Below are 16018 nucleotides of genomic sequence, written 5' to 3'. Positions count from 1 at the left end.
TAGAGGAATGCCGTGGAAACGGTCAAGATTTTTCGTCAGAAAACCGACGAAAACCTCTGCAGAGGGCTTTCGGACGAAAGCCCAGGAGGTGATGCCATAAAAATGGCGATTCTAGCGGAATTTCGTGACGCAGTGCTCAGCGCTTTTCCAGGTTCGCCAGGATTCGCAAGAGCACCTGCTGGCACAGCGCCTGCTCGGACTCGTCGATGCCGGTCAGTACGTCGTTGCGAACGCTGGCGGCGATGGCCTCGATATCGGCGATCAGCACATCGGCCTTGGGCGTCAGCACGATGTGCTTGGCCCGCCGGTCCTCCGCCACCGCCAGGCGCCGTACCAGGCCCTGGGACTCGAGGCCGTCGAGCAGCCGCGCCAGGGTCGGGCCTTCGACCCCGACCGATTGGGCCAACTCGCGCTGGGTGGGCGAATCGCGATGGCGCGCCAGATGCAACAACACCAACCAGCGCGCCTGGGACAGGCCGAGGTGACTGAGGCGGCGGTCGAGTTCAGCGCGCCAAGCACGGGAAGTCTGGGCTAGCAAGGTGCCGAAATAGTGCTTGTCTGTCTGAGCCATAGGAAAAAGGAGGTCCGATATTTCATTTGACTAATTATTAGTCGGCTAATAATGCCCGTCCAATTTCCCCCCGTACAATGACAAATTGTCGCACGATATGCCCAGGCCAGGCCCTGTCTACCACTTCGCGTACTGGTCCTCGACGAAGCCCCAGAGCCGCTCGATCCTCACCTCGGCACGACCTCGCGGACGCAGCACACCGCTGAAACAACCGAATATCTGCTTGAAGTTGCTCGCCAGCAGACCGAGGTTCAGCCGCTCCTGATGCATGCCGTGAGCCTCGAAGCGCAGCTCCACCTGGCCATCGTATGAACGGATGGTCCAGGGCCGCAGCGGCTGGTCGCGGTCGAAGTCGAAGCGCACGCTGTCGACCTTCAGCAGTTCGCCGTCCAGCCAGTAGCAGTTCTCGGTGAAGCTGGTCTCGTTGACCCCGCACGACAGGTTCAGGCCGACCCGCAAGCCGTCCGCCTCGCCGGACAGGCAAGCCCAGTTCCAGAAGGTTTCCGGGCGCATGTAGCCCGCCGACCAGTCGTGATGGGCGAAGGCGTCCAGCGCCTGCAGGTCGTGGTCGCCGAGGGCGCTGCGCACGTCGCCGCGACAGCGCACGCCGGCCACCTTCTGCGCGTAGACCCAGCCGTTCACCGCGGTCGGCGTACACAGGCACATCGGCTGGAAGCTCGGCGCCTCCTCGCTGAAGCAGGCGTCGATGCGGGTGCCATCGTCGAGTTCCACCAGCAGGCGTTTCTCCCGGTGAGCCATACGGTTCTCCAGGCGTAGCAGGTTGCGCCCCTGGCGCAGTTCGCAGACGCCGTCGTCCGGGGTCTGGGAAAACCGGGTTCCGAACCCCAGCGGCAGCTTGAAGCGCCGCTCCAGCATGCGTCCGCTGGAAGGCTGGTAGAGGTAGACGAAGCCGACGCCAAGCAAGCTCAGCTGGGCCAGGGCGCAGCCGCCGATCAGCTCCGGGCTGATCAGGCCGAAGTACTGGAACTGATGGAAGCGTCGCCATTTGCCCAGGGCCCCCACGCGCCGGCCCATCGGCGAACGGAAGTCGAAATCGCGGTAATTGATGTGCTGCGGGGCACTCGGGAAGATGCCGTAGTGCGGTTGGCCGTTGGCCTGGATCAAGCGCTGCATGGGGTCCGTCCGGAAGTCGTCTCGCGGTGGGGCCGGCAGCTCTGCGAAGAGCGGCCGTGCCTGGCATTTTTTCCTGTCGAACCTAGCATTCGCCGCCTCGTCCCGCAGTCACCGGCGGCGCCAGCCACAGGGACAAAATCGGCCATGGACTCAGGCCACCACCTGGTTGCGGCCGAACGCCTTGGCTTCGTAAAGCGCGCGATCGGCATGCTCGTAGAGATCGTAGAGACGCTTCAGGTCGTTGCCCGGGGTCGGCCACAGGCAGGACACGCCGACCGACAGGGTCACTTCGCGCGCCGTGTCCGACGCCTCGTGCTCCATGCGCAGCGCCTGGACCTGTGCGCGCAGCGCTTCCGCGCGCAGCCTCGCCTCGTGCTCGTTGGCGCCGTACAGCAACAGGGCGAACTCTTCGCCGCCCAGGCGCACCGCCATATCCAGCGGACGCCTGGCATTCGCCTCGAACACCGCGCCGATGCGCTGCAGGACCGCATCGCCAGCCTGGTGTCCGTAGCGGTCGTTATAGGCCTTGAAATGGTCGACGTCGCAAAGCAGCAGCGCCAGGGTCTTCTGTTCGCGCTGGGCCTGGCGCCAGAGGCGGTCGAGGTGCTGGTTGAAGCTGCGCCGGTTGTGCAGGCCGGTCAGGCTGTCGTGGTCGGCCATCACCCGCAACAGGCGGCTGATGAGGAAATGCTCGCGCGACTTGAACTCCAGCAGGTAGCAGCCGACCGCGCCGATCAGGTTACCGAACAGCAGGAACAGCAGGTTGTTGCCCAGCGGCTCCTGGGTACCCGCCCACCACTCGAAACCCAGGTAGGCGAGCAGCACGACCAACGCACAGCTCAATGCCTGCGACAACCGCAGGCCGGCGAGGAAATAGGCGGCGAAACTGACCAGCAGCAGGCCTTCGTAGGGATAGCCGGGATCCGCCCGGTGCGCCAGGCCGACCACCGCCGCCGCACCGACGCCAAGGGCGAGGACGCAGGCGATGCTCAGCGGCACCATCAGCTGGATGTGCCGGCGCAGCATGATCAGGCAGCCGCAGACCAGTAGCAGGACCAGCACGCCAAGGCGCACCGCCAGTACGCCCCACAGCGGGGGGCCAGCGAGGATCAGCAGGTCGATGCCGATGAACGCCAGCCAGACGAGCATGCCGACGCTGAGGGCGATGCGTTTCAGCGCGAAGCTGTCCTCCAGCATGTAGCGCCGGTAGTCACGCTCCAGTTCGGGAAGGAAACGCAGACCGCGGAAACCGCGGTTCAATTGGTCGGCATAGAGATTGGAACGGGAGTCGTCCAACCGGTCCTTCTGTGTCACGCACACCTCTTCTCTTGGAGGGCTTGGCGTCACAGTAGACGCTTGCGAAGGACGTCACAAGATTGGCGTCAGAAAATACCGGCAAATGGCCATATCACGACTCCAGTTCCACCTGCAGGGCGGCGCGCACGCAGTGCAGCACGCCACTCGGCACCCGCTTGCCGAAACGCTCCTCCAGCGCCGCCACCGGCGGCAGTTCGCCGTCTTCCTCGAGGAAGGCGTCCTGGATTTCGCCGAGGAGTTCCTCGGGCAGATCCAGCGCCTGCTCCAGGCTCACCTGCTGACCGGCGATGGCCTCGGCGAGCATCGCGTAGACGTTCTTCTCGCTGCAATTGAGCTGGCGGGCTATCTGCGCCGGGGTCATCCCCGCACAGGCCAGGCTGGCCAATTCGTGGCGCAGGTCCTGCGGCGGCGCGGCGGGCGCCGCCGGCGAGTCGGTGAGGACATCGAGGAAGGCCTGGCCGTAGCGCTCCAGCTTGCGCGCGCCGACCCCGCTGACCTGGGCCATGTCGGATAGCGAGCGCGGCTGGCTGCGGAGCATTTCCAGCAGGGTCGCGTCGGGGAAGATCACATAGGGCGGCACCGAATGCTCTTCGGCCAGCTTGCGCCGCAGCGCGCGCAGGGCCTCCCACATTTCCCGCTCTTCGCTGCGCACCAATTGGCTGGCGGCGCTGGCGCCGCCGCTGGAGGAGCCCTTGGCGCGCTGGGGTTTGAGGTCGCGGCGCAGCTCCAGCCGCACCTCGCCCCGCAGCAGCGGACGACAGGCCTCGGTCAGGCGCAGGCCGCCGAAGCCGTCCAGGTCGACGTCGGCCAGGCCGCGCGCGACCAACTGACGGAACAGGGTCCGCCACTCGTCTTCGCCACGCCCCTTGCCGATCCCGAACACCGCCAGGTGCTGGTGGCCGAGACTGCGGATCTTCTCGGTCTCGCGGCCGAGCAGGATATCCACCAGATGGCCGACGCCGTAGCGCTGGCCGCTGCGGTAGATCGCCGACAGCGCCTGGCGCGCGGATTCGGTGGCATCCCAGGTTTCCACGCCGTCCACGCAGTTGTCGCAATGCCCGCAGGGCTGCGGCATCTCCTCGTCGAAATAGGCCAGCAGCGCCTGGCGCCGGCAACGGGTTTCCTCGCAGAGCGCCAGCATGGCTTCCAGCTTGTGCCGCTCGACGCGCTTGTGCCGCTCGTCGCCCTCGGAACTCTGCATCATCTGCCGCAGCAGCAGGACGTCCTGCAGGCCGTAGGCCATCCAGGCGTCGGCCGGCAGGCCATCGCGGCCGGCGCGGCCGGTTTCCTGGTAATAGGCCTCGAGGCTCTTGGGCAGGTCGAGGTGGGCGACGAAACGCACGTTGGGCTTGTCGATGCCCATGCCGAAGGCGATGGTCGCCACCATGATCAAGCCTTCCTCGTTGAGGAAGCGCTTCTGGTGGTGGGCACGCAGTTCGTTGGACAGTCCGGCGTGATACGGCAGCGCGGGGAAGCCCTGGTTGCCGAGGAATTCCGCGACCTCCTCGACCTTCTTCCGCGACAGGCAGTAGACGATGCCGGCATCGCCGCGCCGCTCGGAGAGGAAGCCGAGCAACTGCTTGCGCGGCTGCTCCTTGGGCACGATGCGGTAGAAGATGTTCGGCCGGTCGAAGCTGGAGAGGAACTGCTCGGCGTTCTGCAGGTGCAGGCGCTGGATCATCTCCTCGCGGGTACGCATGTCCGCGGTGGCGGTCAGGGCGATCCGCGGCACCTGCGGGAACAGCTCGGCAAGCTGGCCGAGCTGCAGGTATTCGGGACGGAAGTCATGGCCCCATTGCGACACGCAGTGCGCTTCGTCGATGGCGAACAGGCCGACCGGCAGTCGTTGAAGGAAGGCCAGCATGCGCGGCTGGACCAACCGCTCCGGTGCCAGGTAGAGCAGCTTGATCTCGCCACGCTGCAGGCGCTCGGCGATGTCCCGCTGCTGCTCGGGGTTGAGGGTGGAGTTCAGCGCCACCGCCGGCACGCCGAGTTCGTCCAGGGTGGCGACCTGGTCCTCCATCAGCGCGATCAGCGGCGACACCACCACCGTCAGGCCTTCGCGCAGCAGCGCCGGGACCTGGAAACACAGGGACTTGCCACCGCCGGTGGGCATCAGTACCAGCGCATCGCCACCCTCGGCCACCCGCTCGATGATCCGTGCCTGGTTGCCACGGAAGGCGTCGTAACCGAAAACGTCTTTGAGGATGCGTAGGGCTTGCTCGCGCATGAAGGACTCCAAATCGAGCGGCGCATTATACGCCAGGGAGGCTCGATCGGGCCGGTACCTTGTCGCCGGAAAGGACGAAAACCTCAGCGATAGCGCTGACGTTCCTGTTTGAAAAGGATGCGGACGATGGCGAATTCGCGCTCCATCTGTTCGATCAGCGCCGGCGCCCGTTGCAGGTCGCCGCGCCTGGCGCTTTCCTCCAGCTCCTTGCAGTAGCCGGCGAGGAGTACCGCGCCCATGTTGCTGCTGCCTCCCTTGAAGCTGTGTGCGGTATGCCGCAAAGCCTGGGCATCGCCGGCCTGGAGGGCGGCATGCAGGCTGCGCAGGCGCTCCTCGGAGTCGAGCACGAAGGTATCCAGCAGGACCGGATATTCGTCCTCCATGACCTCCTGCAGCGAAGCCAGAACACGATCATCGAGATGCGGCGCGGACATTCGATCGCTCCCTGAAGTCGACTTCCGATGCCCTACCCATTAGGAGCACCGCGACGAAAGCGCGATTATGCCTGAGGCGACCAGAAAAACTCCACGGACACCACCTTTCCGTCGGCCGACCACTGGCAACGATCGGACAATTCGCGGATCAGGCGCAAACCCCTGCCGCAGAGGCGTTCCTGGCGCTCCACGGCATTCAGCGCGCGCTCCACGTCGAAACCTTCGCCGCTGTCCTCGACCCGCACCAGCAGACGCCCCCCCGCGCCATGCGGCGCCAGGTCCAGGTGCAGTCGCACGTAGCCGTCGCGCAAGGCCTGCAGGCGGCTGACCCGCTCCTGGTAATAGCGGGCGAATCCCGCCGCGTCGCTCTTCATCGTCGAATCGAGGCCGATGACGCCATGTTCCAGGGCGTTCGAATAGAGTTCGGCGAGCACCGTATACAGCGCGCCGCCGCGCGCGCGCAGGTCGTGGACCTCGAGCAGCAGTTGCAGCACATGGGGCAGCGGGTTGAAATGCTTGAGGGTTTCGGCGCGGAATTCGAAGCTCACCGACCAGTCCAGCGGACTGCTCACGCCGCTATCGGAAAACGCCAGCGGCGGGCATTGCAGGCCGCTATCCGGCTGCAGCCGCACTTCGAGCATGCTCACGTCGTCCTGCACCGCGCCGCGGAACTGCGCCAGGCTGCGCTGGATCTCGTCGAACAGCGCGGACGGCTGGCGATTGCGCTCGAACAGCTGGAGCAGCCGCGCCTCGCCGAACATCTCGCCAGCCTTGTTGCTGGCCTCGAGGACCCCGTCGGAAAACAGGAATATCCGATCTTCGATATCCAGCGGATAGGTTTCGCAACGGTCGCTGAACGCCGCCGGTTCGAGGATTCCCAGCGGCAGGTGGCGGGACACCAGGGCGACCCGCTCGCCGCTGGCGGCGCGCAGCAGGTAGCCGTCCGGCAAACCGCCGTTCCAGACCTCCACCAGTTCGCGCTGGAAGCTCAGGTTGAGCAAGGTGGCGCAGCAGAACACGCCGACCGGCAGGATGCGCTTCAGCTTGGCGTTCATCTCGCGGAGGATGTCGGCCATCGGATAGCCCTTGGCGGTCATCCCGTAGAACACCTCGGCCAGCGGCATCGCGCCGATCGCCGCCGGCAGGCCGTGGCCGGTGAAGTCGCCGAGCAGCACGTGCATGCCGCCGGACGGCTTGTAGGCGGCCAGCAGCAGGTCGCCGTTGAACAGCGCGAGGGGCGATTGCAGGTAGCGCACGTTGCTGGCGTTCAGGCAGCCGGAATGGGCCACCTTGTCGAACACCGCCTTGGCCACCCGCTGTTCGTTGAGCAGGTGCTCGTTGTGCCGGACGATCAGGTCGCGCTGCTCCAGCACCGTTCGTTGCAGCAGGTGCAGGCGTCCCATGGCGTTGATCTTGGCTTCGAGGATCACCCGGTTGTACGGCTTGGAGAGGAAGTCGTCGCCGCCCGCCTCCAGGCTCTGCACCAGCGCCTCGGTTTCGCTGAGGGAGGTGAGGAAGATGATCGGCACCAACTCCTCGCCGGCCTGCTGCTTGATCCGCCGGGCAGCCTCGAAGCCATCCATCACCGGCATCATCACGTCCATCAGGACCAGTTGCGGCCGCTCGGTCTCGAACAGCGCCACCGCCTCCAGGCCGTTGCCGGCGGTCAGCACGCGATGCCCCTGGCGGCTGACGATGGTCGACAGCAGCAGGCGGTCGGCCGCGTTGTCCTCGGCGATGAGAATCGTCAGGCTCTCGATCCGCGCCGCCGGGGGATTCATCTCAGCTGATCTTGAACAACTGCTCGAAGTTGGAGATGGCGAGGATCTTGCGCACTTCCGGGCTGCAGTTCGCCAGGCTGATCTGCGCGTTCTCGCCGCCGGCGTGGTCGCGCAGCAGCAGGAGCATGCCGAGGGCCGAGCTGTCCAGGTAGGTGGCGTTGCGCAGGTCGACGACATAGCGTCGCGGAGTGATCGCGACGCGCTCGTAGGCGTCGCGGAAATCCTGATGGGCCCCGAAGTCGAAGCGCCCCTGGATCTGGATGGTCAACTCTTGCCCATCGGCCGAGGGCAGCGCAGTGATGGCCATGGAAGTCTCCTGGTAGGCGTGGCGGATCGAGGGAAGGCTTGAATCATGTAAGCAGTTCCCCGGCAAAGCGGCAACTTGCCAGATCACCTGACTATCAGAAATATCTGTCAATACAACTAGATCGCGCAGTCCTAAACTGCCCCGCTCCGAGCCAGCCGTCCTGTGCCGAGCGGGCTGCGACGGCGCCGCCGCGCGTGGCGCTCGGAGCCTGGGCAGTGGGCGAAAGTCTCGTCCCACCTGCCCGTCCCAAGCGGACCCGCGCCAGGCTGCCAGGTCACCCCCGGCGCAACCTGGCGCGGGTCCGCTTCCTTGCGCTACTTGGCCCGGTAGATGATGCCCGGGCTGCACTGCACCATCTGGTAGTGGTCGGGCAGGTTGTTCAACGCCTCGGAGGCGCCGAGGAACAGGTAGCCGCCAGGCTTGAGCGTGCCATGGATGCGCAGCAGGATGTCGCGCTTCACCTCGGCGGAGAAATAGATCAGCACGTTGCGGCAGAACACCATGTCGAACTTGCCGAGGCTGGCGTAGCTGTCCAGCAGGTTCAGGGCACGGAACTCGACGCGGCTGCGGATCGCCGGCTTGACCGCCCAGCGCCCCGGTCCCTTGGCGTCGAAATAGCGTTGCAGACGCTCCGGGGACAGACCGCGGCCCATCGCCAGGGTGTCGTATTCGCCGGCCTTGGCGGCGGTGAGCATCGACCCCGACAGGTCGGTGGCGACGATCTGCACGCCCGCCTTCAACTGCCCCAGGTTGGTCTTCTCGAACTCGTCGATGGCCATCGACAGCGAGTATGGCTCCTGGCCTGACGAACAGGCCGCCGACCAGATCCGCAGGCGCTGCCCGCCGTTGGCCTTGATCAGTTCGGGAAGAACCCGCTGCTTGAGCACCTCGAACGGGTAGGTATCGCGAAACCACAGGGTCTCGTTGGTGGTCATCGCGTCCACCACCATCTCGCGCAGGCCGCCGCGCTGGGTCTGGATGCGCTGCACCAGCTCTCCCAGGCTCTTGATGCCCTGCTGCTCCATCAGCTTGTTCAGCCGGCTCGAGACCAGGTACTGCTTGTTGCTGCCCAGCACAATGCCGCAGGTCTTCTCGAGGAAGACCCTGAACAACTCGAAATCCGCATTAGCTGCCGACACGCATAAGCCTCTTCGCCCTGGGCGACCGGAACGCAGCCGGTCGCCCGTATTCACATTGTTGTCGAGGGCCGATCGCTCAGCCCGCGTCCACCGCCTTGATCCGCTCCACCACCCGCGCCGCCAGATCGTCCGGACGGAACTTGGCGAGGAAGTCGTCCGCACCGACCTTCTTCACCATCGCCTGGTTGAAGACCCCGGACAACGAAGTATGCAAGAGAATGTGCAGTTTCTGCAGGCGGGGATCGCTACGGATTTCCGCCGTCAGGGTATAACCGTCCATTTCCGGCATTTCGATGTCGGAGATCAGCATCAGCAGCTCGTCTTCCGGACGCCGTCCCTCGGAGAGCATGTTCTGCAGGTACTCCAGGGCCTGGCGCCCGTCGTTGAGCGCGGTCATTTCCACGCCGACCGCCTCCAGGCAACGGATTACCTGCTTGCGCGCCACCGACGAATCGTCCACCACCAGCACCCGCTTGGTCACCGCGCGGCTCTGGGTCTCGGCGTCCACCACTCCGTGGGACACTTCCTCGGACGTCGGTGCGACCTCCGCGAGCACTTTTTCCACGTCGATGATTTCCACCAACTGATTGTCCACCCGGGTCACCGCGGTCAGGTAATGCTCGCGGCCGGCGCCCTTGGGTGGCGGATGGATCTCTTCCCAGTTCATGTTGACGATGCGCTCCACCGAGCGCACCAGGAAGCCCTGCACCTTGGTGTTGTACTCGGTGATGATCGCGAAGCTGTTGGTCAGGTCCTGCAACCCGCGGCGGCCGGTGGCCAGCGCCAGGTCGAGGATCGGAATGGTGCCTCCGCGGATGTTCGCCACCCCGCGCACCACCGGGCTGGACTTGGGCATCACCGTCAGGCGCGGGCACTGCAACACCTCTTTCACCTTGAACACGTTGATGCCGTAGAGCTGGTTGCCGTCCAGGCGGAACAGAAGCAGCTCCAGACGGTTCTGTCCGACCAACTGCGTACGCTGGTTGACTGAATCCAAAACACCGGCCATTGGCGCTCCCCTCAGACGGTCGTGCCGGACTCCGGCACGACCATTGCTTAACCCGTTGCATGAAACAGGCAACGACAGTTTTTCGACGAATAATGGCATGTAGCCATACTTCTCTACGGTTTTTACCCGTTTTGCTCGGGCTCGGCTACCTGTGCGCGGCTAACAACAGCCAGGCCCAGGGTTTTACCGCTCCCGAGGTACTTATCGGCTCCACCCAGGGGTTTCTTGAATTCAAGGTAGAAGAATATCTGCAGAATAGCGGACTCGACGGGCGCTACCAGATTCAGGTCAATCGCGTCGACCCGCGCTTGCGCCTGGCCGAATGCGACAGGGACTTGACGCTCAGCCAGGAAAGTCCGGCACAACCGATCGGCAGGGTCACCGTGCGCATCAGTTGCGAAGGCAGTGCGCCCTGGACCATCTTCATGCCGGCGCAGGTGAAACTGTTCCGCCAGGTAGTGGTCGCGGTGCAGCCACTCAAGCGCGCGCACGTGCTGGAGGATGCCGACATCGCCCTGGTCGAGCGCGACGTCGGCCTGCTGACCCAGGGCTACCTGACCGATCCGGCCCGCGTCGTCGGGCAGAAGCTGCGCCGACCGGTGGTCAACGACCAGGTGCTGGCGCCGGTCTTCCTCGAGCAGGCCGAGGCCGTGCGCAAGGGCGACCAGGTGGTGATCCTCGCACGCACCGCCACCATCAACGTCAAGATGCCCGGCGAGGCGCTGTCCGATGGCGCCCCGGGCCAGCAGATCCGCGTGCGCAACCTGCGCTCGCAGCGGATAATCAAGGCCCGCGTGATAGAACCCGGCACGGTCGAGGTGAATATGTAGAGGGAAAGCCGTGGCCGGTAGCGCTGGCGCTACCCCGGCGGGTTTCTCTAAACTGGGAAACGACGCACGAAAATAAGTCCTAAAGTTTTTCAAGCCTTCGCCGAAAAGCTAGGCAAGCGTCCAATACCTTCGAGGTTTACAACCATGGTCATCGACTTCAACCGGCTGAATCCCGGCAGCACGCCAGCCACCACCGGCCGTACCGGCAGCACCGCCGCAGGTCGCCCCGACGCCACTGGCGCCGACAAGGCAGGCCAGGCTGCGACTTCCGCTCCGAAGAGCGGCGAGTCGGTGCAGATCAGCGAAACCGCCCAGAACATGCAGAAAGTCACGGACCAGCTGCAGACCCTGCCGGTGGTCGACAACGATAAGGTTGCCCGGATCAAGCAAGCGATCGCCGATGGCACTTATCAGGTCGACAGCGAGCGTGTTGCCAGCAAGCTGCTCGACTTCGAATCCCAGCGCTGACCTCGAAGGACGCGCTGGAGGACATTGGACGCCGAATGAACTCCCGAGCCCGAGATGCCTGACTCCCCTACCCTGCTCGATCTGTTCGCCGAGGATATCGGCCACGCCAGCCAACTCCTGCAGTTGGTCGACGAAGAATTCCAGGCCCTGGAACGGCGCGAGCTGCCGGTCCTGCAACAGCTTCTCGGGGCCAAGCAGCCACTGATGCAGCAACTGGAGCGAAATGGCCGGGCCCGCGCGGAAATCCTCCGCGAAGCCGGCGTTTCCCTCGACCGCGAAGGCCTTGCCCGCTACGCCCGCGAGCGCGCGGATGGCGCCGAGCTGCTGGCGCGCGGCGACGAACTGGGCGAACTGCTGGAGCGTTGCCAGCAAGCCAACCTGCGCAACGGGCGGATCATCCGCGCCAACCAGGCTTCCACCGGCAGCCTGCTGAACATCCTCCGCGGCCAGGACGCCCCGAGCCTGTACGACAGCCGCGGCGGCACCGCCTCGAGCAGCCGGCAACGCCCGCTCAGCCAGGCCTGAACCCGACCAGCACACGTATCAAGGCACAGTGCTATCATTGAGGCATTCGTGCCCCAGGAGAGCATTGAAGGTGCCCAACCCGTTCGTCGAAGAAGCGGGGCCGCAACCCCCGAAGGTGCTCAAGGCCCCCGTGGAAATCCAGGCCAACCTGCGCCTGCTGCAGGATAGCCGCGACTCCCTGCTGATCACCTTTGCCGATCGCAACCAGCGCTTCCAGAGCTTCCTGGTGGACATCGACCGCGACCGCGGGATGGTCGCGCTGGACGAACTCATCCCCAACACCGGCGAACGTTTCCTGCAGAATGGCGAGGCGTTTCGCGTCGAAGCCTTCCACGAAGGCGTGCGTATCGCCTGGGAATGCGAGCGCCCGGTGCAGTTCGGCGAACACGACGGCGTTCCCTGCTACTGGGCCGCCCTTCCCGCCGAAGTGCTCTACCACCAGCGCCGCAACGCCTACCGCGCCAGCATCAAGCAGAGCCAGCCGATCGCCGCGGAAATCGCCGGGGAGAAACTCCGCGCGCCGCTGAGCGGACAACTGCTGGATATCTCCGCCACCGGCGCCAAGCTGCGCTTCGCCGGCAATGTCGCCGAACGCCTGCATCCCGGCGAGATCTACGAAGACTTCAGCGCCCAGCTGCCACAGGGCGCGATCAGTAGCGCGATCGAACTGCGTCACGTGCGCTTCGACGAAAAGCTCGACGCGACCTTCGCCGGCGTCCGCTTCAGCGAGATGAGCGGCCTCGCCCAGCGTCAGGTGGATCGCTTCGTCTACCAGTTACAGCGCGAAGCGCGGCGCTTCGAGAAAGACGAACTGTTCTGAGTTTCACAGGACCAGCCCCAGCGCCGCCAGGCGCGGCAGGTCCTCGGGACGGTCGACGTCCCAGAGCGCCGGCAACAGGTGATGCTCCCAGCCCAGTTGCCGGAGACGCTCGCAGGTCAGCGCCAGCAGGCGGTCTCCGCCCCAGGGCATCGACTCGAACAACAGCGGGTCGACCCGGGTCAGGCCGAGCAGCGCGTAGCCGCCCCGCTCCACCGGCCCCAGCACCGCCTGGTGGCGGCCCAGGGCGGTGCAGGCCGCTTCCAGGTAGTCGCCGTCCAGCACCGGGCAGTCGTGGCGAATCAGCAGTACCGCCTCGCTTTCCGCCAACCCCAGCGCCGCGATACGCCGCATGCGCTCGCCGGGGTCGCCGGCCGGCTGGCTCATCAGGCTCCAGCCCAATGCCACCGCCAGCGCCTGCAGATCGCTGTCCAGATCGTCGTCGAACCAGAGGATGCGGGCGCTGAAGCCGCGATCGGGCAGGCGCAGGGCGCGTTCCAGCAATACCCGCTGCAAGCGTCCCGCGCTCTCCTCGCCGATGGCCTGGGCGATCTTCGGCCGCCGCTGCCCGGGCGGCAGGTTGCGCACCATCAGGTGAAGGGAAAGCGTCGGACTCATCGCAACCTCTCCTGCCTATCGGCTCCCGCGGCGAGCGGAGTTCAGTTCTGCGTCGCACCGTCGGCCTGCGGCGCGTCGGGCTCGCCATCGACCATCTGCTCCTGCACCGCCTGTTCGTCCACCCGCGGATCGAGCGCCGCGACCAGCGGGGAGCTGGTCATGTTGTCCGGGGTCGGCACGTGGTGCAGCGGCGCGTCGTCGACCCGGTGCAGGCCGCTGACCTTCTCCGGATGGACCCGCCAGACCAGGATCAGCGCGCAGGCGCTGACGAACGCATATAGCATGTTAGCGCCAAACAGCCGCATCAGCGCGCCGGCCGCCAGCGGCCCGATGCAGGCGCCGACGCCGAAGGTCACCAGCAGCATGGCGGTCAGCGAAACCCGTCGCTCGGTCTCCACATGGTCGTTGGAAAAGGCCACTGCCAGCGGATAGAGGGTGAACTGCAACATGCTCGCGGCGATTCCCAGGGCCAGCAGCAACGCCAGCGGCATCTGTTGCAACAATGCCAGCGGCAAGGCGAACAGGCACAGCAGGATGGCGCAGGCGCGGATCAGCCAGGCGCGGTCGCGACGGTCGGACAGCCAGCCGAGCGGCCACTGCACCAGCAGCCCGGCGAAGATGCAGGCGCCCATGTACAGGCCGACCTGCTCGTTGGGCAACCCCAACTGGTTGGCATACAGCGGCGCCAGGCCATAGAAGGAGCCGACCACCAGCCCCGAGACCAATACGGTGGTCAGCGACTGCGGCACCCGGCGGATGAAGAAACGTGGTTCGAGCGGCGCCGGGCGCAGCGCTGCGGGGTGGATCTTGTGGGTCAGGGCCAGCGGCACCAGGCACAGGGCGAAGCAGAAGGCCACCAGCATCAGCAACTCCGGCCCCAGTTGCGGATGCGCCACCAGGATCATCTGGCCGAGCACCAGGCCCAGGTAGGAAGCCGCCATGTAGCCGCCGAACACCGCGCCGCGCTGGCTGGCATCGGCCTGCTCGTTGAGCCAGCTCTCGATCACCATGTACTGGCACATCAGGCCCAGGCCCATCACCATGCGCAAGGCGATCCAGGCCGGCAGCCAGGGCAGCAGGCCATGGCCGAGGACCGCGGCGGTGACCACCCCGGCGCAGGCGACGTAGGCGCGGATGTGTCCGACCCGGGCGATCAGCCGGTGACCGACCTTGCCGCCCAGCACCAGGCCGAAGTAGTTGGCTGCCATCAGCGCGCCGACCCACAGGCCGTCGACCTTGTCCGCCGCCAGGCGCAGCGCCAGGTAGGTGCTGAGCAGGCCGGAGCCGGTGAGCATCAGCAGGGTAGCGAAATAGAGAGCGCGAAAAGAGAAGAAAATCCGCCGCATCGGACCTCCGGTCCCGTACAAGGGAGCCGGCGCCGCTCGCGGACTGCCCGGCTCGCACAGCGTTGGAGTCCCGGGGAGGCCCCGGGACAGGACGCGGGATGCCGAAGCCGGCACCCGACACCACGACCCTGCCGCCGCGAGGCGGCAGGGGGTGACACAGGGCTAGGAAAGTACCACGGTGGATCAGGCCTGGGCTGCCAGGACGCGACGCTCCCAGGGGCTGATCTCGTCGAAGAAGCTGGTCAGCTCCATGCTCTTGGTCGCCACGTAGCCTTCGACGAACTCGCTGCCGAACAGTTCGCGCGCCAGCGCGCTGCCTTTCAGGCGCCGCAGGGCGTCGTACATGGTGCAAGGCAGGGTCAACTCCTCCGGTACCTCGAACTCACCCTGGATCGCCGGGCTCGGCTCCAGTTCGTGCTCCAGGCCGTAGAGACCGGCGGCCAGGCTGGCGGCGATGGCCAGGTAAGGGTTGGCGTCGGCGCCCGGCAGGCGATTCTCGACGCGCCGCGCGGAGGCTCCGCTGGCCGGGATGCGCAGGCCGGCGGCGCGGTTGTCGTGGGACCAGCAGGCGTTGTTCGGCGAAGCGTAGGGATGGCAGAGGCGCTGGAAGGAGTTCACATGCGGCGCGAAGAAGGGCGTGAAGTCCGCCAGGCAGGCCTGCTGGCCGCCGATGAAGTGGCGGAACGCGGCGGAAGGCTCGCCATCGGCTTCGCTGAAGATGTTTCGCCCGCCGTCCAGTTCGACGATGCTCTGGTGGATGTGCATCGAGCTGCCCGGCGTCTTCGCCAGCGGCTTGGCCATGCACACCACGATCAGGCCGTGCTTGAGCGCGACCTCCTTGAGCAGGTGCTTGAACAGGAAGGTCTGGTCGGCCAGCAGGACCGGGTCGCCATGCAGGAAGTTGATCTCGAACTGGCTGGTGCCCATCTCGTGCATGAAGGTGTCGCGCACCAGGCCCAGCGCATCCATGCAGCGGTAGACGTCCTCGAAGAACGGCCGCAGGCCGTTGTTGGAAGACACGCTGAAGGCCGAATAGCCCAGCTCGCGCCGGCCATCCGGCCCCAGCGGGGCCTGGAACGGCTCGTTGGGATCGGTGTTCGGGGCGAAGACGAAGAACTCCAGTTCGGTGGCCACCACCGGTTGCCAGCCGTGGGCGGCGTAGCGCGCCACCACCTGCTTGAGCAGGCCGCGGGTGGACAGCCCGGACGGCGTGCCATCCAGTTCCTGCGCATCGCAGATGGCGAAGGCGCGCGGAGTGTTGCTCCAGGGCAGGCGATGGACCTGGGTCGGCTCGGCGACCAGCGCCAGGTCGCCATCGTCGCTGCCATAGAAGCGCGCCGGCGGGTAGCCGCCCATGATGCATTGCAGCAGCACGCCACGGGCGAGCTGCAGGCGCCGGCCGCTGAGGAAGCCCTCGCCGGTCATCACCTTGCCGCGCGGCACCCCGTTGAGGTCGGGGGTGACGCATTCGATTTCTTCAACTCCAGCCAGC

General features: G+C 66.0%; 16 protein-coding genes. 4 read left to right on the top strand and 12 right to left on the bottom strand.

Annotated elements, in window-relative coordinates; all coding sequences use genetic code 11:
* Positions 1 to 136 precede the first annotated feature (136 nt).
* From ACI766_RS08130 to ACI766_RS08090, 9 genes are all read right to left on the bottom strand, one after another.
* The gene (locus tag ACI766_RS08130) at positions 137 to 571 is read right to left on the bottom strand and encodes a MarR family transcriptional regulator (RefSeq protein ID WP_003091721.1); all 435 of its coding nucleotides are present in this window, start codon (positions 569 to 571) and stop codon (positions 137 to 139) included.
* A gap of 117 nt (positions 572 to 688) precedes the next feature.
* Entirely contained in the window at positions 689 to 1705 is a 1017-nt protein-coding gene (locus ACI766_RS08125) for a DUF2804 domain-containing protein (protein WP_003098754.1), read from the bottom strand.
* 150 nt (positions 1706 to 1855) lie between these two features.
* On the bottom strand, positions 1856 to 3025 hold the full coding sequence (locus ACI766_RS08120) for a diguanylate cyclase (protein WP_003119637.1): 1170 nt from the start codon (positions 3023 to 3025) through the stop codon (positions 1856 to 1858).
* 88 nt (positions 3026 to 3113) lie between these two features.
* Positions 3114 to 5252: a DNA helicase RecQ gene (gene recQ, locus ACI766_RS08115; protein WP_003091724.1), complete on the bottom strand. Its 2139-nt coding sequence runs from the start codon at positions 5250 to 5252 to the stop codon at positions 3114 to 3116.
* Positions 5253 to 5335: 83 nt separating this feature from the next.
* Complete coding sequence (gene htpB, locus ACI766_RS08110) at positions 5336 to 5686, bottom strand: two-component system sensor histidine kinase HtpB (RefSeq protein WP_003091725.1); 351 nt, start codon at positions 5684 to 5686, stop codon at positions 5336 to 5338.
* Between the two features lie 65 nt (positions 5687 to 5751).
* Positions 5752 to 7467 carry a two-component system response regulator HsbR gene (gene hsbR / locus ACI766_RS08105; RefSeq protein ID WP_003098751.1) on the bottom strand — a complete coding sequence of 572 codons (1716 nt, stop codon included), beginning with the start codon at positions 7465 to 7467 and terminating at the stop codon, positions 5752 to 5754.
* A 1-nt stretch (position 7468) separates the two neighbouring features.
* Entirely contained in the window at positions 7469 to 7774 is a 306-nt protein-coding gene (hsbA, locus tag ACI766_RS08100) for an anti-anti sigma factor HsbA (RefSeq protein WP_003091727.1), read from the bottom strand.
* Between the two features lie 314 nt (positions 7775 to 8088).
* Positions 8089 to 8913, bottom strand: a complete 825-nt coding sequence (gene cheR, locus ACI766_RS08095) for a protein-glutamate O-methyltransferase CheR (protein WP_003091728.1) — start codon at positions 8911 to 8913, stop codon at positions 8089 to 8091.
* A gap of 76 nt (positions 8914 to 8989) precedes the next feature.
* A complete protein-coding gene (locus ACI766_RS08090) occupies positions 8990 to 9922 on the bottom strand; it encodes a chemotaxis protein CheV (RefSeq protein WP_087823939.1) in 933 nt (310 codons plus the stop codon).
* Between the two features lie 131 nt (positions 9923 to 10053).
* Between ACI766_RS08090 and flgA the strand changes: the two genes are divergently transcribed.
* The 4 genes from flgA to flgZ all read left to right on the top strand — a co-directional run bounded on the left by flgA (position 10054) and on the right by flgZ (position 12565).
* Complete coding sequence (gene flgA, locus ACI766_RS08085; protein ID WP_003098745.1) at positions 10054 to 10752, top strand: flagellar basal body P-ring formation chaperone FlgA; 699 nt, start codon at positions 10054 to 10056, stop codon at positions 10750 to 10752.
* 144 nt (positions 10753 to 10896) lie between these two features.
* Positions 10897 to 11220, top strand: coding sequence for a flagellar biosynthesis anti-sigma factor FlgM (gene flgM / locus ACI766_RS08080; RefSeq protein WP_003098742.1), 324 nt, complete (start codon positions 10897 to 10899; stop codon positions 11218 to 11220).
* Between the two features lie 54 nt (positions 11221 to 11274).
* Positions 11275 to 11745 (top strand): flagella synthesis protein FlgN, encoded by a 471-nt coding sequence (locus ACI766_RS08075; RefSeq protein ID WP_003091733.1) that lies wholly within the window; start codon positions 11275 to 11277, stop codon positions 11743 to 11745.
* Between the two features lie 28 nt (positions 11746 to 11773).
* On the top strand, positions 11774 to 12565 hold the full coding sequence (flgZ, locus tag ACI766_RS08070) for a flagellar brake protein FlgZ (RefSeq protein WP_003119635.1): 792 nt from the start codon (positions 11774 to 11776) through the stop codon (positions 12563 to 12565).
* 3 nt (positions 12566 to 12568) lie between these two features.
* On the opposite strand, the gene ACI766_RS08065 is transcribed toward flgZ, so the two are convergent.
* From ACI766_RS08065 to ACI766_RS08055, 3 genes are all read right to left on the bottom strand, one after another.
* A complete protein-coding gene (locus tag ACI766_RS08065) occupies positions 12569 to 13180 on the bottom strand; it encodes a TIGR04282 family arsenosugar biosynthesis glycosyltransferase (RefSeq protein ID WP_003113134.1) in 612 nt (203 codons plus the stop codon).
* A 41-nt stretch (positions 13181 to 13221) separates the two neighbouring features.
* Positions 13222 to 14526: an MFS transporter gene (locus tag ACI766_RS08060; protein ID WP_003098737.1), complete on the bottom strand. Its 1305-nt coding sequence runs from the start codon at positions 14524 to 14526 to the stop codon at positions 13222 to 13224.
* 183 nt (positions 14527 to 14709) lie between these two features.
* Positions 14710 to 15951 carry a glutamine synthetase family protein gene (locus ACI766_RS08055; RefSeq protein WP_003119633.1) on the bottom strand — a complete coding sequence of 414 codons (1242 nt, stop codon included), beginning with the start codon at positions 15949 to 15951 and terminating at the stop codon, positions 14710 to 14712.
* Positions 15952 to 16018: the final 67 nt, after the last annotated feature.

Source organism: Pseudomonas sp. DL (assembly GCF_047199225.1).
Taxonomy (GTDB): Bacteria; Pseudomonadota; Gammaproteobacteria; order Pseudomonadales; family Pseudomonadaceae; genus Pseudomonas; species Pseudomonas aeruginosa.
This window is presented reverse-complemented; position numbering and strand designations above follow the sequence as displayed.